We start from the raw sequence: 20,127 nt of genomic DNA, 5'->3' as shown, positions 1-20,127 counted from the left end.
TATCTATCAAAAGGAATAATCGATATGAAATCTACAACAGCACTCGGCGTAACCGTGGCAGGTATTTTGGCTGCCAGTTTATCTTTAGGTGCACAAGCGGTACCTGATCAACCGAAAGAGTGGGAAAAATGCGCTGGTATCGCTAAAGCGGGTGCCAATGATTGTGGTGCTTTAGATGGTAGCCATGGTTGTGCGGGCCAAGCTAAAACTGACAACTTGGCGGCTGAGTGGGTTTATGTGCCCGCTGGAACATGCGACAAGATAGCCGGCGGCGAAGTAAAAGCGGTTAAACCGGCTAAAAGCTAATGTTAGCTACGGCTATAGCAGGCGCAGGTATTGGCCTGCGCATTCCTCACGTACAACAGATTCTGGCTGACGACAGTGTTGAGATCCCTTGGCTTGAAGTATTGGTTGATAACTGGCTGGTGGACGGCGGACTGAATCAACATCTGCTCAATCGTATTAGCGAGCGTTTTCCGCTGGTGTTTCACAGCGTGGGCTTGTCTCTTGGCGGTGCGAATACGCTAGATGTTGATTACCTCAATAAGATCAAATCACTCAAGCAAGCGTGTGGCGGCCATTTGTATTCGGAACACGCGAGCTTTTCTGGCAACGACGATTTTAAGGTGGCTGACCTGCTACCGCTGCCCTATACCGCCGAAGCGGTAATGCATATCAGTAACAGGATAAAGCAAACTCAAGACATTATGGGTGAAAGAATATTGCTCGAAAATGTGTCTACCTACATGAGCTGTCAACATAATGAATTGAGTGAGGGGGAGTTTATCGCCGCGATTGCCGAAGAGGCAGATTGCTATCTGCTGCTTGATATCAACAATGCTTTTGTGACGAGCGTGAATCTTGATCAGCAGTTGCAGTCATTTTTAGATGCTGTACCTGCACAGCGGGTGAAACAGATCCACTTGGCAGGCTTTCATCAAAAAGGTGACTATCTGCTTGATGCGCATAACCACCCCGTCGATCCGCAAGTCTGGAACGCTTATCAGCGCTATATAGAGCTTAATGGCAATATTCCCACCATGATCGAGTGGGACAGCGAGATCCCTTCATTAAATAGACTGTTGCAAGAGCGACAGATTGCCGCTGATATCATGCAGTTCAACAGCAAGCCATCAGCGGGGGTTGACCAATGCGCTTAGCTGACTGGCAAGGGGCGTTTATTCAAGCGTTGCAAGCTGATGGCGATGATAGTGAGTTGCTCAGCATGGTCAATCAGCGTGAACAGTCGCGGCTGAGTGTCTATCGCAATAATGCATTTCAGGCGTTGTTAAATGGTTTACAGACCAGTTTTCCAGTGTGCCAAACGGTGCTAGGTGAGGGCTGTTTTAGTCAGTTAGCGCAGCAGTATTGCACCGCTTATCCACTTAACGACGCTAATTTAAATCATTATGGCGCACAGTTTTCACAGCTGCTCGCTAAAGAGATAAAGCAACATCAAGCGTTTGCGGGACTTGAGTATCTGCCTGAACTCGCGGCGCTAGAGTGGTTGTTAAAGCAAGGTTATTACGCACAGAACCGTACAGATTTTTTGCAACAACCGCAGGTGTGTAAACTTGAAGGGCTGGGACAACTGAGTGAAGTGCAGCAACAACAAGCGGTGTTGTTATTACAGCCTGACATGGAGTTACTTACCTGTAGGTATCCAGTGCATCGCATTTGGTTAAAGCATCAAGCTTCAGCTGATGCAGTGAAATATTCACAGTCGCAAAGCGACACATCTCCACTATACCTATTGACCTTTAGAGAGCGTTTTAAGACGACATTCACGCTGGTTTCAGCTGCTGAAGCACTGCTATTGCTGGCGATAAAGCGCGGCTTGTCTTTGGGGGCATTAACGGATGCTGATGTTGATTTGAACATACTGCCGCAGTTGATCCAACAAGGGTGGATTGCTGGCTATAGGTCAATGGTAACCCATGATGGATAGAGAGCTGTTACAGAGCTTATACCGTTATTGTTTATGTCTCACTCGGCATAATGCGCAAGCGGAAGACCTACTGCAAACAGCCATTGAACGTTGGTTAAAGAGCGAAGCAAAACCAGAGCACCCTAGGGCCTATTTACGCACCGTGATCCGTAATCAATTTATTGATGATTGCAGGCGCTTAAAAATAATTGATTTCGAACCCATAGATGATCATGCTCCCGCCTTACTCGATGAAACATGTTTGGAAGAGGTCGAGCTACAGCATGACTTAATCGAGTATCTGTTTTCGCAGCTAAACGCGGCGGAACGAGAGGTGCTTTATCTATGGGCGGTTGAGGGCTATAGCGCCGCTGAAATTGCTAAGGATTTAGGTCAACCCAGAGGCACCATTTTATCGAGATTGCATCGTATTAAGATTAAATCAGTCGATATTATGCAGCTGTCTGCTCAAACAAATACCACAGGTCAGGGGGGCTAACATCATGAGTAAAAAACACGGCGCCGCCGACAACAACTTTAAAGGCATGGTAAAGCAATATATTGAAGCACAAAGTCTTTCACAAGATGGGCTCGCACGCATGGAAGCGCTGTTAGCGGCTGACTCGTCAACGTTGGCCGCAGACACGCCGTCACTAGCGCAGCCTGCTACCCTGACCGATGCTCAGCTTACTGAATATAATCGTGCTCAGTGCAGCGAAGTACCTGGCGAAATATCTACAGGTGCAAGCGCGGGCAAGATCCCTAACAAAAAATCTCGCAGTATCAGCAAAATGGTTTACGCCATGGTCGCCAGCTTATTGCTGCTGGTGGCAGGATATCAGTTGTCTTCGAGTGTGGAGTTACGCCGTTATTTACACTCAGGTTCACCGGCCATTGCGGCTAGAGATATGAGCTGGAAAATAGCCGATGAAGTCGCCCGTAATCATGTGAAGATGAAACCACTGGAAGTGCAAACACAAAACTTAAACCAGCTTAGAGAGTATTTCACTCAACTGGATTTCACCTTGGTTAATTCGAGTTTGTTAGATAACTCCGCAAGTAAAATGTTGGGCGGCCGCTACTGCTCCATTCAAGGGCTAACAGCCGCGCAGATCCGCTTTAAACAGGATAACGGTGCACCCGTTACTCTGTATGAGGTGCAATACGATCCCAGTCTTTATGGAGAGCTGCCAGTGCTAGAGCAAGGACAGCAACCCATTGAACAAGTCGTAAGGGGCGTAGAGGTATCAATCTGGATTGAGAAGGGCTTACTGATGGCAACGGCTCGTTCGGTCGATTGAATTTATCTTATTGGTGGACTTGCTGCTGAGCTATCTGTTTTGTGGGTCGATAAACAGGTGATCTCGGCGAAATAGTTGCCACTGATCAATTTTTTTGCCATTTGGCAAAATACAATTACCGCTGGAAAGATCTGAAGTACCGCCCAGTTTTAAGCAGTATTCAGCTGCTGGATTCGGAGTTTGTAGCATCTCGGTCACTTCAATATCCTCATTACTCTCTTTGTGGTCACGCTTATACAGCTGCCACTCTTCCACTCTCTCACCACTGGGCAAGGTGCAATAACCAACTTGCCCATCTTCTTCAGATTCAATCGAGAGGGTACCGCCTTGAGCGACACAATAAGTAGATGCGGGGTTTGCCAAGCTGATAGAGCCCGCTGACGCTTGTTCTGTTTTCTGAGCATCGCAGCCTAGGAGAAATAATGTTGTGATGGTTATAAGACTAAGTAAGGTTATTTTTCTCATGTTGCGTTCTCTGCTGTGTGTTGGCTGATAAGTATCGTTGTAAGTACTAACGCACTGAATACGCAAAAGGGTTAGTTGAGGCTCGACTATAGAAAGAATAGTTAACAAATCGCCTTTTGATTCACTACTTTCATTTATCTCTGTGACGGACTAAACGCAAACTTGGTTACGTCCTTTTTTCTTCGCCTTGTATAAGGCTACATCAGATCTCTTCAGAGTTTGTTCAAAAGTTTCGCCATTTTTATGTTCTGCAACGCCTATCGAGATGGTGACATTGACAGTTTTCCTGTCACTTTGAGTGGTGCTACGTTTAGCTTTGGTTTGTTGCTTACGTTTATCATTGCGTAGCACTATATCGTAGTCTTCTATGGCCTCGCGCACCTCTTCAAGATAGAGGATAACTGATGATACATCTTTACGGGGAAAGATGATGGTGAACTCCTCACCGCCATAGCGGAAGGCTTTACCATTGCCATTTACCTGGTCAATTTTACTGGAGACGAGCTTAAGAACCTGATCACCAACATCATGGCCATAGGTATCATTAAACTTCTTAAAATGATCTATATCTAGCATGGCCACGCTGTATTTACGGCCTAGGGAAAGCACTGCATTATAAAGGGCACGGCGTGAAGCGAGCCCTGTTAGTTCATCACGATAAGCGAGAAAGTAGGAATCTGTCAGGACCGTTAAAATATAAAGAATGGCCAATGCTGTCATGGAAATGGAGATGGGGATCAAGCTAGGATAAATAAAATGTATTGCCCATAATACTAATGTAATGAATATCGAAGTATTGACCAAATTAGACGGCCAAATTCCTCGCATAAAAGCCAATAATAAGCAGATATACAAAGGCGTTAATATTCGAATCTCTATGGTAACCATACTGGGAAGATAACTATCGAGTGTTATCTTGAATTTAGTGTTAACCCAGATCCAACCTAAAGCGACTGCCAAGCTCAATATTACCCCAAGGATCCTCACTACACTATGGGAAGACAGAAGCCCTCTGTCTTTAATAAACGCGAACCAAGTAATGGTGAGAGCACCTGCAAGCAGTAGCGGATCTGAGTATAGATTGAGATCTGTTATTGCAACTTGATCAGTGGTGATACAGAAGTAATATGCCAACAATAAGATGGCTAAATAGGCTAATCGACTGCGGTTGAATTGCAGCGCGATGATAGCGACAGCAGGAAGTAGCCAGTTAGGCAGTTGTTCAATCACTCCTTGCCAAGTTTGTAAGCTTGGCTGAGAGAGCTGAATTATGCTCAATGTTATGCCAGTGAATAAAAGGGGAAGAAAGAAATAGCGACATCGGTGGTAAAAGGCAGACAAAACAAACCTCAACATAAACTTAGTTAAACACTGAACTCAGTAAAAACAGAACTCAATAATCAGCTCTGTCGTTTACATCGAGTCATAGCATGAGTAAAAAACAACAATCTATAGCCTAAGTAAGTCGACACTTTTAGCATAAGATAAAGCCTGTGATTAATATAAAATGAAAAACCTTTAAAACATGTTCCTTCCGAGCTTTATTCGGCAGAACTCGGCATTTCATTTAGCGAAAATCCACAGCAGTAATTATATGTTAAGTTGTTAACAATCAACTGTATAGTCTTAGTTTACAGGTCGTAACCCCTAGTGCTGACAGGCGAATTAACTGAGGGGGTACAGGGCAAAGAAGAGAAGCGAGATATCCGCCGTTAGCGAATATCTCTCATTATTTCAGCTAAGGATTAGCTACCGGTGGAGCAGATTGGGCAGTTTGGCTGTTTGGGTAACTTCATTTCACGAAATTCCATGGTCATGGCATCGATCATCAAAATTCGTCCCGCTAAGGTGCGTCCCATGTTGGCGATCACTTTTATCGCTTCTACGGCTTGTAAACAACCTATCATGCCGACCACAGGGGCAAGAATGCCCGACTCAACACAGCTAAGCTGTTGCTCACCAAATAGCTGACTGAAGCAGTGATAACAGGGCGTGCTGGCTTGGTAATCAAATACCGTGACCATGCCTTCCATTCTAATCGCGGCGGCAGATACTAAGGGCACTTTATGGGAAAAACAACTTTGATTAAGCTGCTCCCGCACCGCCACATTATCAGTACAATCCATCACGATGGAGTGCTGCTTAACGAGCGCTTCAATCTCATGGTCGTCTAACACGGCATTGATAGTATCAATTTGAATATGCGGATTTAAGCTCGTTAACGTCTCTTTGGCTGAGTCAACTTTGGCTTGTCCTACATTGGCATCTTGATGCAATACTTGGCGCTGCAAGTTAGAGACTTCAACCGTATCAAAGTCGACTAGTGTGATTAAGCCTGCACCCGCTACGGCCAAGTACTGGCTGGCTGCACAGCCCAAACCGCCGGCACCGATAATCAATACTTTGGCTTGTTTGAGCTTTTCCTGTCCTTCAAAGTCCATCGATTTAATGGATATTTGACGGCTATAACGCAATATTTCTGCGTCAGTTAATATCTCGTCCGTGACGGTGTGTTGACTCGGCATTAGTATTTGTCTCTTACGCTAGTACGCTATTGAAGGGCTCAACCGTCACTCGTTCGCCTGCGGCTACGCCATCACAATCTTGCTCTAAGATGATAAAACAGTTGGCTAACGTCATTGAAGTCAACATGCCAGAGCCTTGTCCGCCAGTGACGGCGACTTGTGCTTCACCTTCTTCGTTATAGCTCAGTACCGCCCGTTGGAACTCCATTCGGCCAGGAAACTTGCGAATATCTTGGGTTAGCGTGGCCTTGAATGTGACAGGTTTAACTTGGGGTAGGCCTTGCATTTTTTGCAGTAGTGGCCAAACAAGCTTGTAAAACGTCACCATAGAGGAAACAGGGTTGCCTGGAAGTCCACAGAAAACAGCATCACCTAAGTGACCGAATGCAAACGGTTTGCCGGGCTTAATGGCGAGCTTCCAAAAGGTGATTTCACCCTCTTCGTCAAGAATTTGCTTGGTATAGTCTGCGTCACCGACTGAAACACCGCCTGATGTCAGTACCATATCGGCACTTACTGAAGCTGTTTTAAAGGCTTGGCGAATTGCTTCTTTGTCATCTTCAATGACGCCGAGATCTATCCACTCAACGTTAGCGCGGCTGAGTAGGCCTTGAATACTGTATCGATTTGAGTCGTAAATCTGGCCAGGGCCAAGCTCACTGCCGACGGGGCGCAATTCGTCACCGGTTGAGAAAAAAGCGACTTTGAGTGGACGAAATACACGTAACTGACTTGCGCCTATCGTTGCAAGCACTCCCATCTCGGCTGCCCCGATATGGGTGCCTACTTTAAGAACTTTGGTGCCAATAGTGAGTTCTTCAGCGCGATAGCGGACGTTTGCCCCTTTTTTCTTTGGCGCTTCAATGCTGATGTTTGTACCGTCAGCAGTCACTTTTTCTTGCATCTGAACGGTGTCATAGCCAGCCGGAACCGGTGCCCCAGTCATAATGCGAATGCAGCCGCCTTTAACGCATTGGCCTGTAAACGGGTGCCCGGCAAAAGAGTCGCCGATAAGCGTTAACGGCTTAGCAGGGTCAAGCTCATCAAAATTAAAGGCGTAGCCGTCCATTGCTGAGTTGTCGAAAGGAGGTAGGTCGACATGAGAAGCTAGGTCTTCAGCTAAGACGCGTCCTAGGGCTTGTGTCAGTAACACGACTTCTGAATCGGTGACCGGCTGCACTTGCTCTAGTAATTTTACGATAGCCAGCGTGGGATGCATTAGGCTAGGTTGAGAACACGGGTCTGCATGAGTCTGCATCTATCTATCCTTGAGGCTTAATAAGAGTACGTTAAGTAAAAACGAATATAGCGCATTATGCCATGGTGATTGTAGATGACTATGATCTGCTTGGCAGTTTTAACAGCTGATCGCAGCTTTATGATTATTTTTCTTACCACAGGACAAATAAATCAGCGTTCGGTTATGGCTTACATCGATTACTTTATCTTTTTGCCAGCTCAGGCTAAGGGCTGATTCTTTTGAGTTTTTTAATCATACAGTCGCAATATTAGCAATCACCTCTTTATGTGAATGAAAACCATTATTATTTATTAAACAGTAGCTTAAGTAAATTTCATTGCATTTCTACGCTAGCTTGATAACAATAGCGACCATAAACAGAATAGTCAGAGGAATTAAGATGTTGGCCCAGAAGATGATTGACCAATTAAACGACCAGATCAACATGGAGTTTTTCTCCTCTAACCTGTACTTACAGATGAGTGCATGGTGTGAAGACAAAGGTTTTGAAGGCGCGGCTAAATTTATGCGCACCCATGCTGATGAAGAGATGGGGCATATGCACCGTTTGTTCACTTATGTCAGTGAAACAGGTGGCATGCCACTGTTAGGGACGATTGAAGCGCCACAGGCTGACTTCCCTTCTTTGCTGGCGTTATTCGAATACACTTATGAGCACGAGCAATTGATCACTAAAAAGATTAACGAGCTTGCTCACGCAGCATTCTCTAATCAAGATTACTCTACCTTTAACTTCTTGCAGTGGTATGTTTCAGAGCAGCATGAAGAAGAGAAACTATTCAAATCAATCGTAGATAAAATTCGTTTGGTGGGTGAAGACGGCAAAGCCTTGTTCTTCGTCGATAAAGATTTAGCACAAATGGCGGTTGAAGAGTCTGCCAGCGTGATGTCTAGCACTGCTTAATCGCGGCTAGTACATAAAAAAAGAGCAGCTAGGCTGCTCTTTTTTTATGGGCTTAATTTATGACTGCTAAAGGGTTAAGCTTAATTAACGACATAGCTAAGTGCTTTGCGGTTAATGATACGGTTAATGGCGGTTTCATTTTCAAGAAAGGTAAGCAGTTTTTCACTGGATAATGGTTTAGACATTAAGTAGCCTTGGGCATAGTCGCAGCCGAGCGCTTGTAAAAAATCCCATTGCTCTTCGGTTTCGATTCCTTCGGCCACAAGTGGCATCTCTAAACTTTGCCCCATCATAACAATGGCTTTAACGAGTTTGGCATCAGACTGGTTAACCGTTGCGTTATCGATGAAACTCTTATCAATTTTGATCACTGAAATAGGGAATTGGTTAAGATAGCTTAATGCCGAATAGCCAGTGCCAAAGTCATCGAGGTAGATATCGATACCAAGCTGCCTGATCGAGTTAAGGATCTGTAAGCTATAAGGCTTGTCTTCAATCAGCATGCTTTCTGTTATCTCTACATGCAAGTAATGCGGTGCTATGCAGTGGTGTGCTAACGCTTGCTTGAGTATCTGATAAAAACTGCGACCATTAGAGTTAATGCATTGGCGGCCAGACACGTTAATGGCGACTTTAAGCATATGACCTTGTGAATGCCACAGAGCCAAGTCGGTAAGCGCTTGATTTAAAATCCACTCCCCTAACGATTCAATCAACCCAGCCTCTTCAGCGATGGGAATAAAGAGCGTGGGAGAGATAATGCCAAACTCAGGATCTCGCCAGCGGATCAACGCTTCAACGCTGGCAACTGTGCCGCGCTGCATATCAACAACGGGTTGGTATTCCAAATAAAATTCAGACTGTTTTACTGCTTTTCGTAACCGTTGCTCGAGTCGCATCCGCGCTAACATCTCCACGTTCATCTCTGGTGAGAAGTACTGGAAATGTGCTCGGCCATCTCGCTTGGCTTGGTACATCGCAGTTTCGGAGTTTCTCAGTAGCGTCTCTATGTCTTGGCCATCTTCTGGGTAGAATGAGACCCCGATGCTGGCGGATATATTACTTTCAATCGCATCGAGCTTTATCGGTTGCCCTAACACCTCTGTTAGTTTCTGCGCCAGATGCTCTGCAGTTTCAGTTGTATTATGTTGCGGTGAGATAATGGCGAATTCATCGCCACCGATACGAGCAATAGAATCTTTCGGCCCCAGTACGGCTTCAAGGCGCATGGCTGATTGTTTGAGGATTTTGTTACCAGCGGCATGACCATGCAGTTCATTAATGAATTTGAAACGATCTAAATCGATTAAGAAAACGGCAATCTGAGATTGATGTTGGCTTGCGGTATCAATGGCGTGCTGTAATCGTGATGAAAACAGATGGCGATTAGGCAGCTTAGTCAGTGAATCGTAATTAGTCTTGTACCACAAGTCTTGTTCATACTGCTTATGGTTACTCACATCCAGGAATAAACCTATGTGCTGGCAAATATCACCTTGGGCATTCTTTACTGCAGTGATCGACAGATACTCTGGATAAACGTTGCCATCTTTGCGCTTATTCCAGATCTCGCCTTCCCAATGATTGGTGTCAGCCAGTGATTGCCACAGTTGACGATAAAATTGTGGATGATGATGGTTGGAGCTTAAAATACTCGGTTTATGCCCTTTAACGTCTTCAAGGTTATAACCGGTGATTTTAGTAAAAGCGGGGTTGACCAACTCGATACGATTGTCGGCATCGGTCACCATAATGCCTTCGGCAGAGTGTTCAAATACCGCAGATGCTTGTTGTAATGAGATTTGGGCCAGCGTGCGCTCGCTTAGCATTTGGTTAAGTGCGGTGGATATTTGTGCTAATTCATCGTTGCCTTTAATCTCAATTTTCAGCTGTAGATTTGGGTCTTTTGCCATCTTTTCAACATCACGTACTATGACGGTGATTGAATTGATAAGGCTATTGCCGATGTATTTACCTAAGATAAATATAATATAGAAAAACAATATGCCAGTGAGCAGATTAATATACAGAGAGTACAAAATCTGTTGTTTTTCGATATCGCTTTGACGGGCTATTTTCTCTGTCAGTTGAATGTTCATTTGATGCAACAATTCGATCCCCGCACTGGCCATTGACCACCAATGTGCGCTGCTAATCACTGGGGTTTGGTTTTGTAATCGCTGTAAGGCTTGATGCATTGCCGTGTATTCATCCACAATTGTTGTGGTGCTCAGGAATGGCTGTTGCGTGCTTTTAATCTGCTGTAGGTGCTGAGAGTAACGATCAACAGTGCGTTCAAGAGCGGCAATGAGTTGCAGTTGATGCTCAGTTAAGTTTTGCTTGCGCTTAATCTCTGTAAGGGCTATTCCGAGTTCAGCATAGTGCTGCTCAAAACTCATGTTATCCGTCTGCTTTGCCGATGTGACTGAGCGATAGAAGTCATGCATTAAGCCCTGATGGCCCATGAGATCACTAATGATGCGTGCATGTTTGATGAGGCCAACTTGTTGTTGTAGTTTTTGTCGTAACGCTTGGATCTCTTGTTGTTCAGGGCTATTCAAAAATGCATTCAACTTAGTGCGATTATCTTTTGTCATTAACAATCTAGCGTTGTTAATGGAATTATTAAGCTGGTTGCTGATGCTTAAAATGGCACCGTATGAGTCAAGGTTTATTGTTGGCGCCGCAAGCAGCTGGTTGACTAAGCCGCGCTCTTGCCCTGCTAGCTCTTGGATTTTTAAGGTGTTTACAAGATCGGCTTGAATCATTACTAGGTAGGAATCTTCACTTTTCAAGCGCAGTTGCGAGGCAAAATTGATCAGTTTTTGATTTAGTTGCGAGTAATAATTAAAGTACTGACTATTGTCGAGATTGAGCACTTGGCGACGAAACTGTGTCAAGCGTTTGCGTTCAGCACTGCTGCGGTCAATCCGCTCCTGTAGTGCAATCATTAACGGATAGTCGTCTTGGCTGGTTTGTATTACGTTCTTAAGTGAGCTGTTATGGGCTAAATTTTGTAATGCTTGATCTGTGGTTTGCCACTGCTGCTGTAGCTCAGTGGCAAATTTTTTGCCGCCACTGCTTAAGTAGCCAGCTGATAAACCGCGCTCTTTTTGTAGCTCGAAAATGACGTTCTCAACGCCGAGAGTGACCTGGGTGGTTAACGCATTCGCGGAGGCACTTTGATATTGCTTAAATAGCGATATGGAATGCAGCACAGCAAACACCACCAATATAAACATTGGCAATGAGGCAAATAAGAATAGCTTTTGTTTAAAGCTTAAGCGGTTCAATAGGCTTAACATTCGGCGACAACCCTTTCGCGTAATACTCTAATTATCAACATTGTTGTTTTAATCATTAAAAATAAAAAGATGAGATTAAAAACGCGCCAAATAATAACCATATCAAGATTGTGGTGTCTCAGTTAATTCACCAAAGTCTAATCTAGGTCACGAATTTAGTTGTTAGTGTCAATGCAGTGACTAAAACTTTCTTCTAATTGGTTTTTTTTTGACACTGTCAATTACCTGAAATGCTAATAGATGCGTTGTTGCTAAATTATCTTATCGTTAGCTTGGCTAGAAAAATGCTTTCGCTTAAGCGATTTTATCTTTGAGGGGAATAGATCTAGGCAAAGAAGTAGACCGCATAAAAATGCGGTCTACTGGTATAATTAGAGCGTGGAACAAGAAGTTAGAGCAGCTAATTCAATGGTTATTCAACGGCATTACTGCGAGTTACGAAAAGCCACAATGTCTTCAATCGTCAGTACGGGCATATCATGTTGCTGACCAAAACTGATAATCTCAGGTAAACGCGCCATCGTGCCGTCGGGCAAAGTCACTTCACACAAAACGCCAAAAGGTTTCAATCCAGCAAGCTTCATTAAATCAACGGTGCCTTCGGTATGGCCACGACGCTCCAATACGCCACCAGGTCGAGCACGTAGCGGGTAGACATGCCCTGGGTGCGCAAGATCATCAGGTTTTGCGCCATCAGCGATAGCGGCTTTTACCGTGGTGACTCGATCTGCTGCCGATACGCCAGTGGTGACACCAACTTTAGCTTCGATGCTGACCGTAAAGGCTGTACCGTATTGGCTGTTGTTGTTAGCGACCATGGGGGGCAGCTCAAGTTGCGCAATGCGCTCATCGGTAAGGCAAAGGCATACAATGCCGCTGCATTCACGAATTAATAGCGCCATCTGCTCATTGGTTAGTGTTTCTGCTGCATAGATAAGGTCGCCTTCATTTTCTCTATCTTCATCATCAACAACCAAGACGCCTTTTCCTTGTTGGAGGGCGATAAGTGCTGCATTGACACGTTCGATAGCATTGCCATAAGGCGCGAGTAAAGACTGATTCATGGTTAACATCCTTTAATAAACTACATTGGGTTGCCAGAATCAGGGCGTACAGAAAATGACATGTGACTTTGGTCATATAAAAATGACAAAGGCATATGCTTAATAAGAGCTGTGCGTATTCACCGCAATGCGTAAAAGCACTTTGGATGACTAGCGTATTCTTATATTCTCTTTCATCCGGACTTAGTACATGCAGCGACATAGTGCGCTGTAGTATTCATTACCGTCGGCTCTGGAGTAGGTGCAACCTCAATATGACGTGCGTCATCACTAAGGCGTGTTTACCAGATCTGCTGACCCTACCTGTGGACCTCTTGTCGTATCGGTAGGCGCTCGCGGGCTTTTATGTCGTAATGGCCCACTTCATTCAATGAAATCGGTCATCAGTTAATAACTTACCGCCGGTGGGGAGTTACACCCCGCCCTGAGAATTATGCTTATCTTACGTTTGTTGATTAGATAAGCGCCGCCATGTTGCGTCAATTTGATTAAAATGACAAGCTGGCGAATACAGAAGTGTGGCCATGGTGATGAATTGTCTCGCCGCGATACTTTTGCCCATAAGGATGTGCCACATGAAATTGATTTTCGCTCTTACACTAAGCACCGTAATGCTACTCGGATGTACTAATATGACCGTAAAACCACAAATCGAACCCCCTAAAGCTGACAAAGTTCCGCATATCATGGAGCTGCATGGTGAAACTCGTGTCGATGACTATTACTGGATGCGTGACGATGAGCGTAAAGACCCTAAAATCATTGCTCACCTTAATGCTGAAAATGAATATACAGTGGCGCAATTTAAGCCTTACGACGCACTCAAAAAACAGTTATTTGAAGAGCTGATTGGCAGACTCGATAAAGATGAGTCGAGTGTGCCTTATTTTTGGCATAACCATTGGTATTACCGCTATTACAAAGCAGGTTTTGAATACCCAGTTGTTGCCAGAAAAGTCGAGTTGGCAAGCAGTGAAGAGTGGGTGTTACTCGATGTCAATGAGCGCGCTAAGGGTCATGATTTTTATGGTTTAGGCGGGGTGTCGGTCAGCCCTGATGAAACGACATTGGTGTTTGCTGAAGATCTGCTTAGTCGCCGAATTTACACCCTCTATTTTAAAGATCTTAACAGTGGTGAGCTAATCAAAGATAAGCTCGAAGGCACTGACGGGGACGTGGTATGGGCAAATGACAATCAGCATCTATTCTATATCGCTAAAGATCCACAAACTTTGCTCGGATATCAAGTGTTCCGTCATAAGCTAGGGACGGCTCAAACTGAAGATGTATTGGTGTATGAAGAGAAAGACGACACATTCTACATTGGCCTAGGCAAATCGCTCGATGAAACCTCGATTGCCTTGTACGCTGAAAGTACCGTTACCAGTGAAGTGTTAATGCTCAATGCCAATGCAGCCTTAGGCGAGTTTAAGCCGGTACTGCCTCGCGAAGAGGGGCATGAGTACTCAGTCTCTAAATTGGGTGATAGCTATTACATCTTAACCAACTGGCAGGCGAGTAACTTTAGATTAATGAAAGTGGCGGTTGATCAAGCTGCTGACAAACACGCTTGGCAAGATGTGATTGGCCACGATGAGCAATCGAGAATTGAAGACGTTTTACTGTTAAAGCAATACATGGTGGTGCAAACACGTGAGCGTGGTATCAGTCGGATCCATGTGTACCCAGTAAAAAACCAAAACTTTGATATCACCGCGGGCTTTGAGCTTAAATTCAATGACCCTGCCTATGTTGTCGGCTTTGATGTGAATGCCAACCAACTGAGTGATAAACTTCGAGTGTATTACTCTAGCCCAACCACGCCTGAATCTGTCTATGAGTATGATCTCACCGAACCAAATCAACGCCAACTGCTTAAGCAAGAACAAGTGCTTGGTAGCTTTGATGCAGAGCTTTACCAAGCAGAACGTGTCTTTATTAAAGCCAGAGACGGTAAAGAGGTACCGGTAACCCTGGTCTACCGTAAAGATATGTTCAATAAGGACGGTACTAACCCAATGTATCAGTATGGCTATGGCTCATACGGTTATACGGTTGAACCCGACTTTAGCTCCTCGATTTTAAGCTTGCTCGATCGCGGCTTTGTGTATTCCATCGCGCATGTTCGAGGTTCGGAAATGCTTGGGCGTAGTTGGTATGACGATGGTCGTATGCTCAATAAGCAAAATAGCTTTAATGATTTTGTTGATGTTACCCAAGCATTAACTGCGCAAGGTTATGCCGATAAAAACAAAGTCGTTGCGGCGGGTGGCAGTGCGGGTGGCTTGTTAATGGGCGGAGTGATAAACCAAGCACCACAAAGCTATTTTGCGGTTGCAGCTCACGTGCCGTTTGTGGATGTGGTCACCACTATGTTGGATGAATCTATTCCGCTAACGACCAACGAGTATGACGAATGGGGCAATCCGAACGAGAAAACCTATTTCGATTACATGCTGAGTTACGCGCCTTATGACAATGTAACACCACAAGCCTACCCCCACTTGTTGGTGACGACAGGCTTGCATGACTCACAGGTGCAGTATTTCGAACCTGCGAAGTGGGTTGCGAAGCTGCGTGATATGAAGACGGACGATAATGTGCTGCTGTTTGATACCGATATGGAAGCGGGACATGGGGGTAAGAGTGGTCGTTATCGCCAATATGAAGACAAAGCACAAGAGTACGCCTTCTTCATTGGCTTGCTAGGTTTAGGTAATGGTTTAGATAAGAGTCTGGATAAGGAAACTGCTAAGTAGTGGCAACCGAGTCAGTCTGGTTTTTGTATATGGTGCGCTGTGCAAACGGCCACCTATACACAGGCGTTACCACGGATGTTGCACGGCGCTTTAACGAACACCAGAGTGGTAATGCCAAGTCAGCCAAGTTCTTACGCGGTAAAGGCCCGTTGAGCTTGGTCTACTCTGAAACGGTAGGCGGTCGCAGTGATGCGCTTAAACGAGAAATAGCGTTAAAGAAGTGGCCAAGGTCGAAGAAGTTGGCGTTGATAGCCAACGATGGTTAACCATTGGGCATTCCGACATTCTGTCGAGTGTTTGTGGCTAGCAGTTGGAATCATAGAAGGTAGAGTATCAAGCTGCGCTTGACCAAAGTCGTGGCGCTTCGCCCACACACTGCTCGTCCTTATCCTCCTTGCATCCACCACGACGCCCCGACGAAGTTACATGCATTTGGTACGAGCCTCATACTCCAACAAAAATCGCCTAACGACTCAGATGGTACATCCATGTACCCCCGAGCTTGAACCATCATCTGATAGGCAGGATGCCTGAATGTCTTGAAGTGCATGGATGCACGGGAAAGACCATGATGGTTCTACGGCATTTTTATCTCTGTATTTCGGCAACTTCGATGGGGAAGTGGGTGTTATTTGATAGCTTCGGATTTAGAGTTGGATCTAGTTTTTTTAAATTGAAAACACAAATGTTGGACCGTTGTGCTTTTATAAACCAGTGTAGATGCGGCTGAGGTCTTTGATGGCATGGATGCCATCGTAGAGCTTACAGGGCCAATTCTGTTCCATACAGAATTTGGCATTCCCTCCATCCCTGGAGGTCAGACGAACTTGCGGCGAGCCTCAGTAGCGTCTGCACATGCGCTGGCCGCAGTCATTGGAACCACAGATGTATCAAGCTGCTCATTAGCTTCAAGACAAAATACATGTCGTGGCGTTTCATGCATATTAGGCTAAAGCGTGTATCTGGCCATCAGGTTGTTCATTTTGAGTTGATCTATAGCGATATGAGGAGTGTCATTATGATGTAAGGAGCATCACTGATCATGTGTTCACGAATAGTACCCAACATCACCGCAGACCATTGGAACCAACAATATTGAAGTTAACTTTGGATTACGGAGTGACGATAAAGCTGAAGGAGATTATCGAACCTCAGCTGATAATCCAGCTGAGATCCTGAAAGGGTGGGCAGGACACTGTCGTACTTTAATACGCTTGCGGTCGGCATAACCAACCGAAAGCACATTAACCGACAACAGCACCCGCGCCGTGAAAGTTTGCTCTGTTCAGAGTTAATTTTAGACCAAATTTTAAGAATGAGTTATAAAAGTGAGTTCGAATCACTTATCTGGATGACAAATCTGACTCAATATCGAATTAGCCCATGCTCTCGGAGCCGTTGATATTGTCGACGTTGAGGTCGCTTTTAGTTTGGCTATCTTGTGTTTACAGGTATATGGAGGGGCTTCTATTTTGCGACAACATTAGGTCAGCTCCCTCTCAAATCTTCTCTGGGTTATTGAAGACTTTTTTTCATTTCCTCAATGGTATTTTTTAATTTATCAGGGTTAAATCCACTGATTATTTTTATATTCTCTGCGGTTGGGTTAGACGTTGGCATCACAATAAGTGCAGGTGTTCCCTGGAAACCAAGCTGAGAAAAAAGTTGGTAATTATCATCTATACCATCAGTTTTATGTTCAGCGGCTTCAAAATCAGCTATTTGGATACCAGCAAGTTGTGCTTGCTGATTAATATCTGCTTTAGTGAGCTTTCCTTCATTCTTTCCAGTAGCAAAAATACTGTCATGGTAAGTCATATAGGCTTTGCTGCCCTTTTGTTTAAAAATCCATTGACCTACTTTTGCTGCATACATAGAAGGCTTCCAGCGTTGCGCGAATATGGGCGTCTCTTTAAAAATAAATTTCACATCAGGATTATCTTGGATCAATTGCGTAATAATCGGTGATATTTTTGAGCAATATACACATTGATAATCAAAAAACTCAATAACACTTACTTTGCTATCTTGAGGACCTATAAAAGGTGTTTTCTTGTCTTGAGTGAGTTGTTTGGCCATTGAGACCGCAACTTCAACTGCTTTCTGGGCCATTTCAGCTTTTTTCTGTTGGTTTAATTTCTCAGACGCTTTAATTAAGAACTCAGGGTGCTGAACGAGGTAATCACTGACAACCTCACCAAGCTGGTCTTTTTGGGCCTGATTAAGGTCAGTTAGATCTAATTTATTGGTGTCGCAAGCACTAACGCCAAGCGCGATGAATAGAGGAACTAATATCTTTTTCATAGACATTTTTTAATCATTTATAGTGTGGGATATTAAGTCAAAAACAGTAAACCTTTAATTTGTTATGTAAAGTTAACTATTGTCCATCTTTCACTTGATTGGGGTAAAACCTATTTCCTTGTTGTTTGAGATCTTAGATACAACCCTCAGCCGCCAATATTCGATGGGAATATCTGTACTGCCGTTGGCCGCAGGTCATTGGCACCATCAATTTCAATGTTTCGGAGTTAGGCTTTAGATAGGGGATGTCGCTGAGATAAAGCTAAATGGGGTGGGCAGGGCACTGCTGTACTCTAGTGTGCTTTCGGTCAGCATAACTGACCGGTAAGCACATTAATCGACAACAGCACCTGCGCCGGGAAGGTTTACTCATTTAAGAGTTAGTTTTAAAAGCGAGTTTGAATCGCTTATCTGGATGACTAATTCGACTCAATGCCGAATTAGTTCATGCTCACAGAGCCGTTGATATTGTCGACGCTGAGGTCGCCGCTACCTGAATCAACAATGCTAAGGCCTTTGGTGTTGTCGACTTCGATGTCACCAGAGCCGTCGTCAATAACGACATGGCCATTGATGTTGGTGACCGTCATATCTCCAGAACCATCATTAATGTTGGTATCGCCACCGATCCCTTTTACGTTGATAGACCCAGAACCATCTTCTAGGGTGAGCTTGCCTGTGGTGTTGCTAATTGATACTGAGCCAGAGCCGTCGATGATGCTGAGGTTATGTCCGCCTTGAATCCAAAGATCACCTGAGCCATCCTCAAGGTCGATATTTGCTGAGACATCTTTGATCTCAATATCACCAGAGCCATCTTCAAGCTTAAGCATCATAGTGGCGGGTACTTGAATGGTTAAATCAATATAGGGAGAGCGGCTGAAGTTGATATTGCTGTCAAACTCGGCGATCAATTTTGCGTTGCTCCCCTTTCTATTTAAGCTTAAATCGGCTTTAACATCGCCATAGGTATATATGTCGGCAATGACGGTGATCTGAGTGAGTCCTTCAATGCCTTGGATCTTCAAGTCTCCAGCACCCGTATCGGCGATGAGTGTGTCGATGCCAGCGGCTTCAATCTTAATTGTTTTTTTCTGGTGATCCATAGGACCGGCACTCGCGCCATTAACATTGATGATGCAACCGGAGAGGGTTAGCGTAATCGCTGCGGCAAAAAGGCTAGAGAGTAGTTTCATTAGACGATGTCCTTGTTATTTTTGTTTTTTATTTTAGTGATCAATATTTAGTCATACTGCTTTGCTTTTTAATGTTTGCAGATAACGTGCCAAGTGGTTATCTAATTGTTTTAATTATGATGTTTTATTGTTACCTTGATTCGCAGTGGTGAATTCTCTCATCAATTTGGCTAAAGTCGACATTATTGGTGATTTTACTCAAGGCGTTGATAGCAAAGAGTCAAATTAATTTGCGTACTTTAGAATGGAAGCAAACTTATGAATTATTTATCAGTAAATCAGCAAGGTTGGGATCGCCGCGTGCAAACCCATGTCACTTCTGATTTTTACGATGTTGCTGGCTTTTTAAAGGGTAATAGCTCTTTACAAGAGATAGAGCTAGCAGCGTTGAATGTAGAAGGCAAAAGCCTATTACACTTGCAATGCCATTTTGGCTTAGACACGTTATCGTGGGCACGACTTGGAGCTAAGGTCACAGGTGTCGACCTCTCTATCGCCGCGATTGAGCAAGCCAATTTACTGGCGGCAGAAGCGGGATTAAATGCTGATTTCGTTTGTACCGATGTTTATAACGTGGCTGAGCAGGTCGCGGGGCAATTCGACATCGTGTTTACCTCTTATGGCGCAATCGTGTGGTTACCCGATTTAGACCAGTGGGCACAGACCATTGCGAGTAAACTCAATGCTGGTGGTCAGTTCTATATGGTGGAGTTTCATCCAGCTCAGGCTGTCTTTGAAGGTTATAGCTATTTTCATCAAGATGAACCCGATATCGAAGATGAGGCTACCTACACCGAGAATGCGACAGATGAAACCGATACTTTTGTCAGTTGGGCGCACTCTTTATCAGATGTCATTAATGCGTTGATTGGTGCAGGTATTGAAATTGAGTCATTCAATGAGTTTCCCTTCAGCCCCTATGACTGTTTTGAGGGGCTAACCAAAGAGGCTGTTGAAGTCGAGTTACCGGCAGGTAAAACACAATGCGAGCGTTTTTATGTAGAGCAGCAAGGCCAGCGTTTACCGCTGACCTATGCTATCTCAGGATTCAAGAAAGCTTGAGCTAGATAGGCGTTACTAAAGCAGCGCCTTATGGCGCTGCTTTTAGCTAAGTGA

16 protein-coding genes, 1 pseudogene and 1 riboswitch are annotated in these 20,127 nt (G+C 44.6%); of the genes and pseudogenes, 9 read left to right on the top strand and 8 right to left on the bottom strand.

All coding sequences use genetic code 11. The features are described 5' to 3' along the window. The first annotated feature begins 24 nt into the window (after nucleotides 1-24). From CXF86_RS11410 to CXF86_RS11390, 5 genes are read left to right on the top strand one after another with little or no spacing between them, the layout of a single operon-like run. Entirely contained in the window at nucleotides 25-306 is a 282-nt protein-coding gene (locus CXF86_RS11410) for a BufA1 family periplasmic bufferin-type metallophore (protein ID WP_101091954.1), read from the top strand. Beyond that, nucleotides 306-1,160 carry an MbnB/TglH/ChrH family RiPP precursor modification enzyme gene (locus CXF86_RS11405; RefSeq protein WP_102039028.1) on the top strand — a complete coding sequence of 285 codons (855 nt, stop codon included), beginning with the start codon at nucleotides 306-308 and terminating at the stop codon, nucleotides 1,158-1,160. Before CXF86_RS11410 ends, CXF86_RS11405 begins: the two co-directional genes overlap by 1 nt. Continuing rightward, entirely contained in the window at nucleotides 1,151-1,948 is a 798-nt protein-coding gene (locus CXF86_RS11400; protein ID WP_102039027.1) for an HvfC/BufC N-terminal domain-containing protein, read from the top strand. The genes CXF86_RS11405 and CXF86_RS11400 overlap by 10 nt, the downstream gene beginning before the upstream one ends. Further along, nucleotides 1,938-2,426 (top strand): RNA polymerase sigma factor, encoded by a 489-nt coding sequence (locus CXF86_RS11395; protein WP_257982780.1) that lies wholly within the window; start codon nucleotides 1,938-1,940, stop codon nucleotides 2,424-2,426. Before CXF86_RS11400 ends, CXF86_RS11395 begins: the two co-directional genes overlap by 11 nt. Nucleotides 2,427-2,430: 4 nt before the next feature. Continuing rightward, nucleotides 2,431-3,228 (top strand): hypothetical protein, encoded by a 798-nt coding sequence (locus tag CXF86_RS11390; protein WP_102039025.1) that lies wholly within the window; start codon nucleotides 2,431-2,433, stop codon nucleotides 3,226-3,228. Between the two features lie 30 nt (nucleotides 3,229-3,258). Here the strand turns inward: CXF86_RS11390 and CXF86_RS22925 are convergent, their stop codons facing one another. The 4 genes from CXF86_RS22925 to glp form a co-directional block, all read right to left on the bottom strand. Next, nucleotides 3,259-3,693, bottom strand: coding sequence for a DUF333 domain-containing protein (locus CXF86_RS22925; protein ID WP_219622732.1), 435 nt, complete (start codon nucleotides 3,691-3,693; stop codon nucleotides 3,259-3,261). Nucleotides 3,694-3,843: 150 nt separating this feature from the next. Then, a complete protein-coding gene (locus tag CXF86_RS11375; RefSeq protein WP_308303184.1) occupies nucleotides 3,844-4,971 on the bottom strand; it encodes a GGDEF domain-containing protein in 1,128 nt (375 codons plus the stop codon). 467 nt (nucleotides 4,972-5,438) lie between these two features. Next, nucleotides 5,439-6,218, bottom strand: coding sequence for a molybdopterin-synthase adenylyltransferase MoeB (gene moeB / locus CXF86_RS11370; protein ID WP_101091945.1), 780 nt, complete (start codon nucleotides 6,216-6,218; stop codon nucleotides 5,439-5,441). Between the two features lie 13 nt (nucleotides 6,219-6,231). After that, nucleotides 6,232-7,476, bottom strand: a complete 1,245-nt coding sequence (gene glp, locus CXF86_RS11365; protein WP_101091944.1) for a molybdopterin molybdotransferase MoeA — start codon at nucleotides 7,474-7,476, stop codon at nucleotides 6,232-6,234. 382 nt (nucleotides 7,477-7,858) lie between these two features. Between glp and ftnA the strand changes: the two genes are divergently transcribed. Next, nucleotides 7,859-8,383, top strand: coding sequence for a non-heme ferritin (ftnA, locus tag CXF86_RS11360; protein ID WP_101091943.1), 525 nt, complete (start codon nucleotides 7,859-7,861; stop codon nucleotides 8,381-8,383). A gap of 80 nt (nucleotides 8,384-8,463) precedes the next feature. On the opposite strand, the gene CXF86_RS11355 is transcribed toward ftnA, so the two are convergent. After that, nucleotides 8,464-11,688 carry an EAL domain-containing protein gene (locus CXF86_RS11355; RefSeq protein ID WP_101091942.1) on the bottom strand — a complete coding sequence of 1,075 codons (3,225 nt, stop codon included), beginning with the start codon at nucleotides 11,686-11,688 and terminating at the stop codon, nucleotides 8,464-8,466. A gap of 425 nt (nucleotides 11,689-12,113) precedes the next feature. Then, entirely contained in the window at nucleotides 12,114-12,752 is a 639-nt protein-coding gene (ribB, locus tag CXF86_RS11350) for a 3,4-dihydroxy-2-butanone-4-phosphate synthase (RefSeq protein ID WP_101091941.1), read from the bottom strand. A gap of 161 nt (nucleotides 12,753-12,913) precedes the next feature. Continuing rightward, nucleotides 12,914-13,188, bottom strand: a riboswitch (FMN riboswitch). A gap of 139 nt (nucleotides 13,189-13,327) precedes the next feature. Between ribB and CXF86_RS11345 the strand changes: the two genes are divergently transcribed. Next, nucleotides 13,328-15,511: a S9 family peptidase gene (locus tag CXF86_RS11345; RefSeq protein WP_102039024.1), complete on the top strand. Its 2,184-nt coding sequence runs from the start codon at nucleotides 13,328-13,330 to the stop codon at nucleotides 15,509-15,511. Between the two features lie 11 nt (nucleotides 15,512-15,522). Beyond that, a pseudogene (locus CXF86_RS11340) lies at nucleotides 15,523-15,777 on the top strand (GIY-YIG nuclease family protein); the annotation flags it as partial. 1,249 nt (nucleotides 15,778-17,026) lie between these two features. Here the strand turns inward: CXF86_RS11340 and CXF86_RS11335 are convergent. After that, nucleotides 17,027-17,821: a DsbA family protein gene (locus CXF86_RS11335; protein WP_232774994.1), complete on the bottom strand. Its 795-nt coding sequence runs from the start codon at nucleotides 17,819-17,821 to the stop codon at nucleotides 17,027-17,029. Between the two features lie 434 nt (nucleotides 17,822-18,255). Then, on the bottom strand, nucleotides 18,256-19,011 hold the full coding sequence (locus CXF86_RS11330; RefSeq protein ID WP_101091939.1) for a DUF4097 family beta strand repeat-containing protein: 756 nt from the start codon (nucleotides 19,009-19,011) through the stop codon (nucleotides 18,256-18,258). Nucleotides 19,012-19,269: 258 nt separating this feature from the next. Here CXF86_RS11330 and CXF86_RS11325 point away from each other — a divergent pair, with 258 nt between their 5' ends. Continuing rightward, a complete protein-coding gene (locus tag CXF86_RS11325) occupies nucleotides 19,270-20,073 on the top strand; it encodes a class I SAM-dependent methyltransferase (protein ID WP_102039023.1) in 804 nt (267 codons plus the stop codon). Nucleotides 20,074-20,127 lie beyond the last annotated feature (54 nt).

This window comes from Shewanella sp. GutCb (genome assembly GCF_002836135.1).
Taxonomy (GTDB): Bacteria; Pseudomonadota; Gammaproteobacteria; order Enterobacterales; family Shewanellaceae; genus Shewanella.
Note: the sequence above shows the minus strand (reverse complement) of the source record. Positions and strands in the feature narration are given on the sequence as shown.

Excerpts from the sequence above, each read along its gene's own strand:
- CXF86_RS11410 (WP_101091954.1), top strand. The coding sequence starts at position 25 with ATGAAATCTACAACAGCACTCGGCGTAACCGTGGCAGGTATTTTGGCT.
- CXF86_RS11405 (WP_102039028.1), top strand. The coding sequence starts at position 306 with ATGTTAGCTACGGCTATAGCAGGCGCAGGTATTGGCCTGCGCATTCCT.
- CXF86_RS11400 (WP_102039027.1), top strand. The coding sequence starts at position 1,151 with ATGCGCTTAGCTGACTGGCAAGGGGCGTTTATTCAAGCGTTGCAAGCT.
- CXF86_RS11395 (WP_257982780.1), top strand. The coding sequence starts at position 1,938 with ATGATGGATAGAGAGCTGTTACAGAGCTTATACCGTTATTGTTTATGT.
- CXF86_RS11390 (WP_102039025.1), top strand. The coding sequence starts at position 2,431 with ATGAGTAAAAAACACGGCGCCGCCGACAACAACTTTAAAGGCATGGTA.
- CXF86_RS22925 (WP_219622732.1), bottom strand. The coding sequence starts at position 3,693 with ATGAGAAAAATAACCTTACTTAGTCTTATAACCATCACAACATTATTT.
- moeB (WP_101091945.1), bottom strand. The coding sequence starts at position 6,218 with ATGCCGAGTCAACACACCGTCACGGACGAGATATTAACTGACGCAGAA.
- glp (WP_101091944.1), bottom strand. The coding sequence starts at position 7,476 with ATGCAGACTCATGCAGACCCGTGTTCTCAACCTAGCCTAATGCATCCC.
- ftnA (WP_101091943.1), top strand. The coding sequence starts at position 7,859 with ATGTTGGCCCAGAAGATGATTGACCAATTAAACGACCAGATCAACATG.
- CXF86_RS11355 (WP_101091942.1), bottom strand. The coding sequence starts at position 11,688 with ATGTTAAGCCTATTGAACCGCTTAAGCTTTAAACAAAAGCTATTCTTA.
- ribB (WP_101091941.1), bottom strand. The coding sequence starts at position 12,752 with ATGAATCAGTCTTTACTCGCGCCTTATGGCAATGCTATCGAACGTGTC.
- CXF86_RS11345 (WP_102039024.1), top strand. The coding sequence starts at position 13,328 with ATGAAATTGATTTTCGCTCTTACACTAAGCACCGTAATGCTACTCGGA.
- CXF86_RS11335 (WP_232774994.1), bottom strand. The coding sequence starts at position 17,821 with ATGTCTATGAAAAAGATATTAGTTCCTCTATTCATCGCGCTTGGCGTT.
- CXF86_RS11330 (WP_101091939.1), bottom strand. The coding sequence starts at position 19,011 with ATGAAACTACTCTCTAGCCTTTTTGCCGCAGCGATTACGCTAACCCTC.
- CXF86_RS11325 (WP_102039023.1), top strand. The coding sequence starts at position 19,270 with ATGAATTATTTATCAGTAAATCAGCAAGGTTGGGATCGCCGCGTGCAA.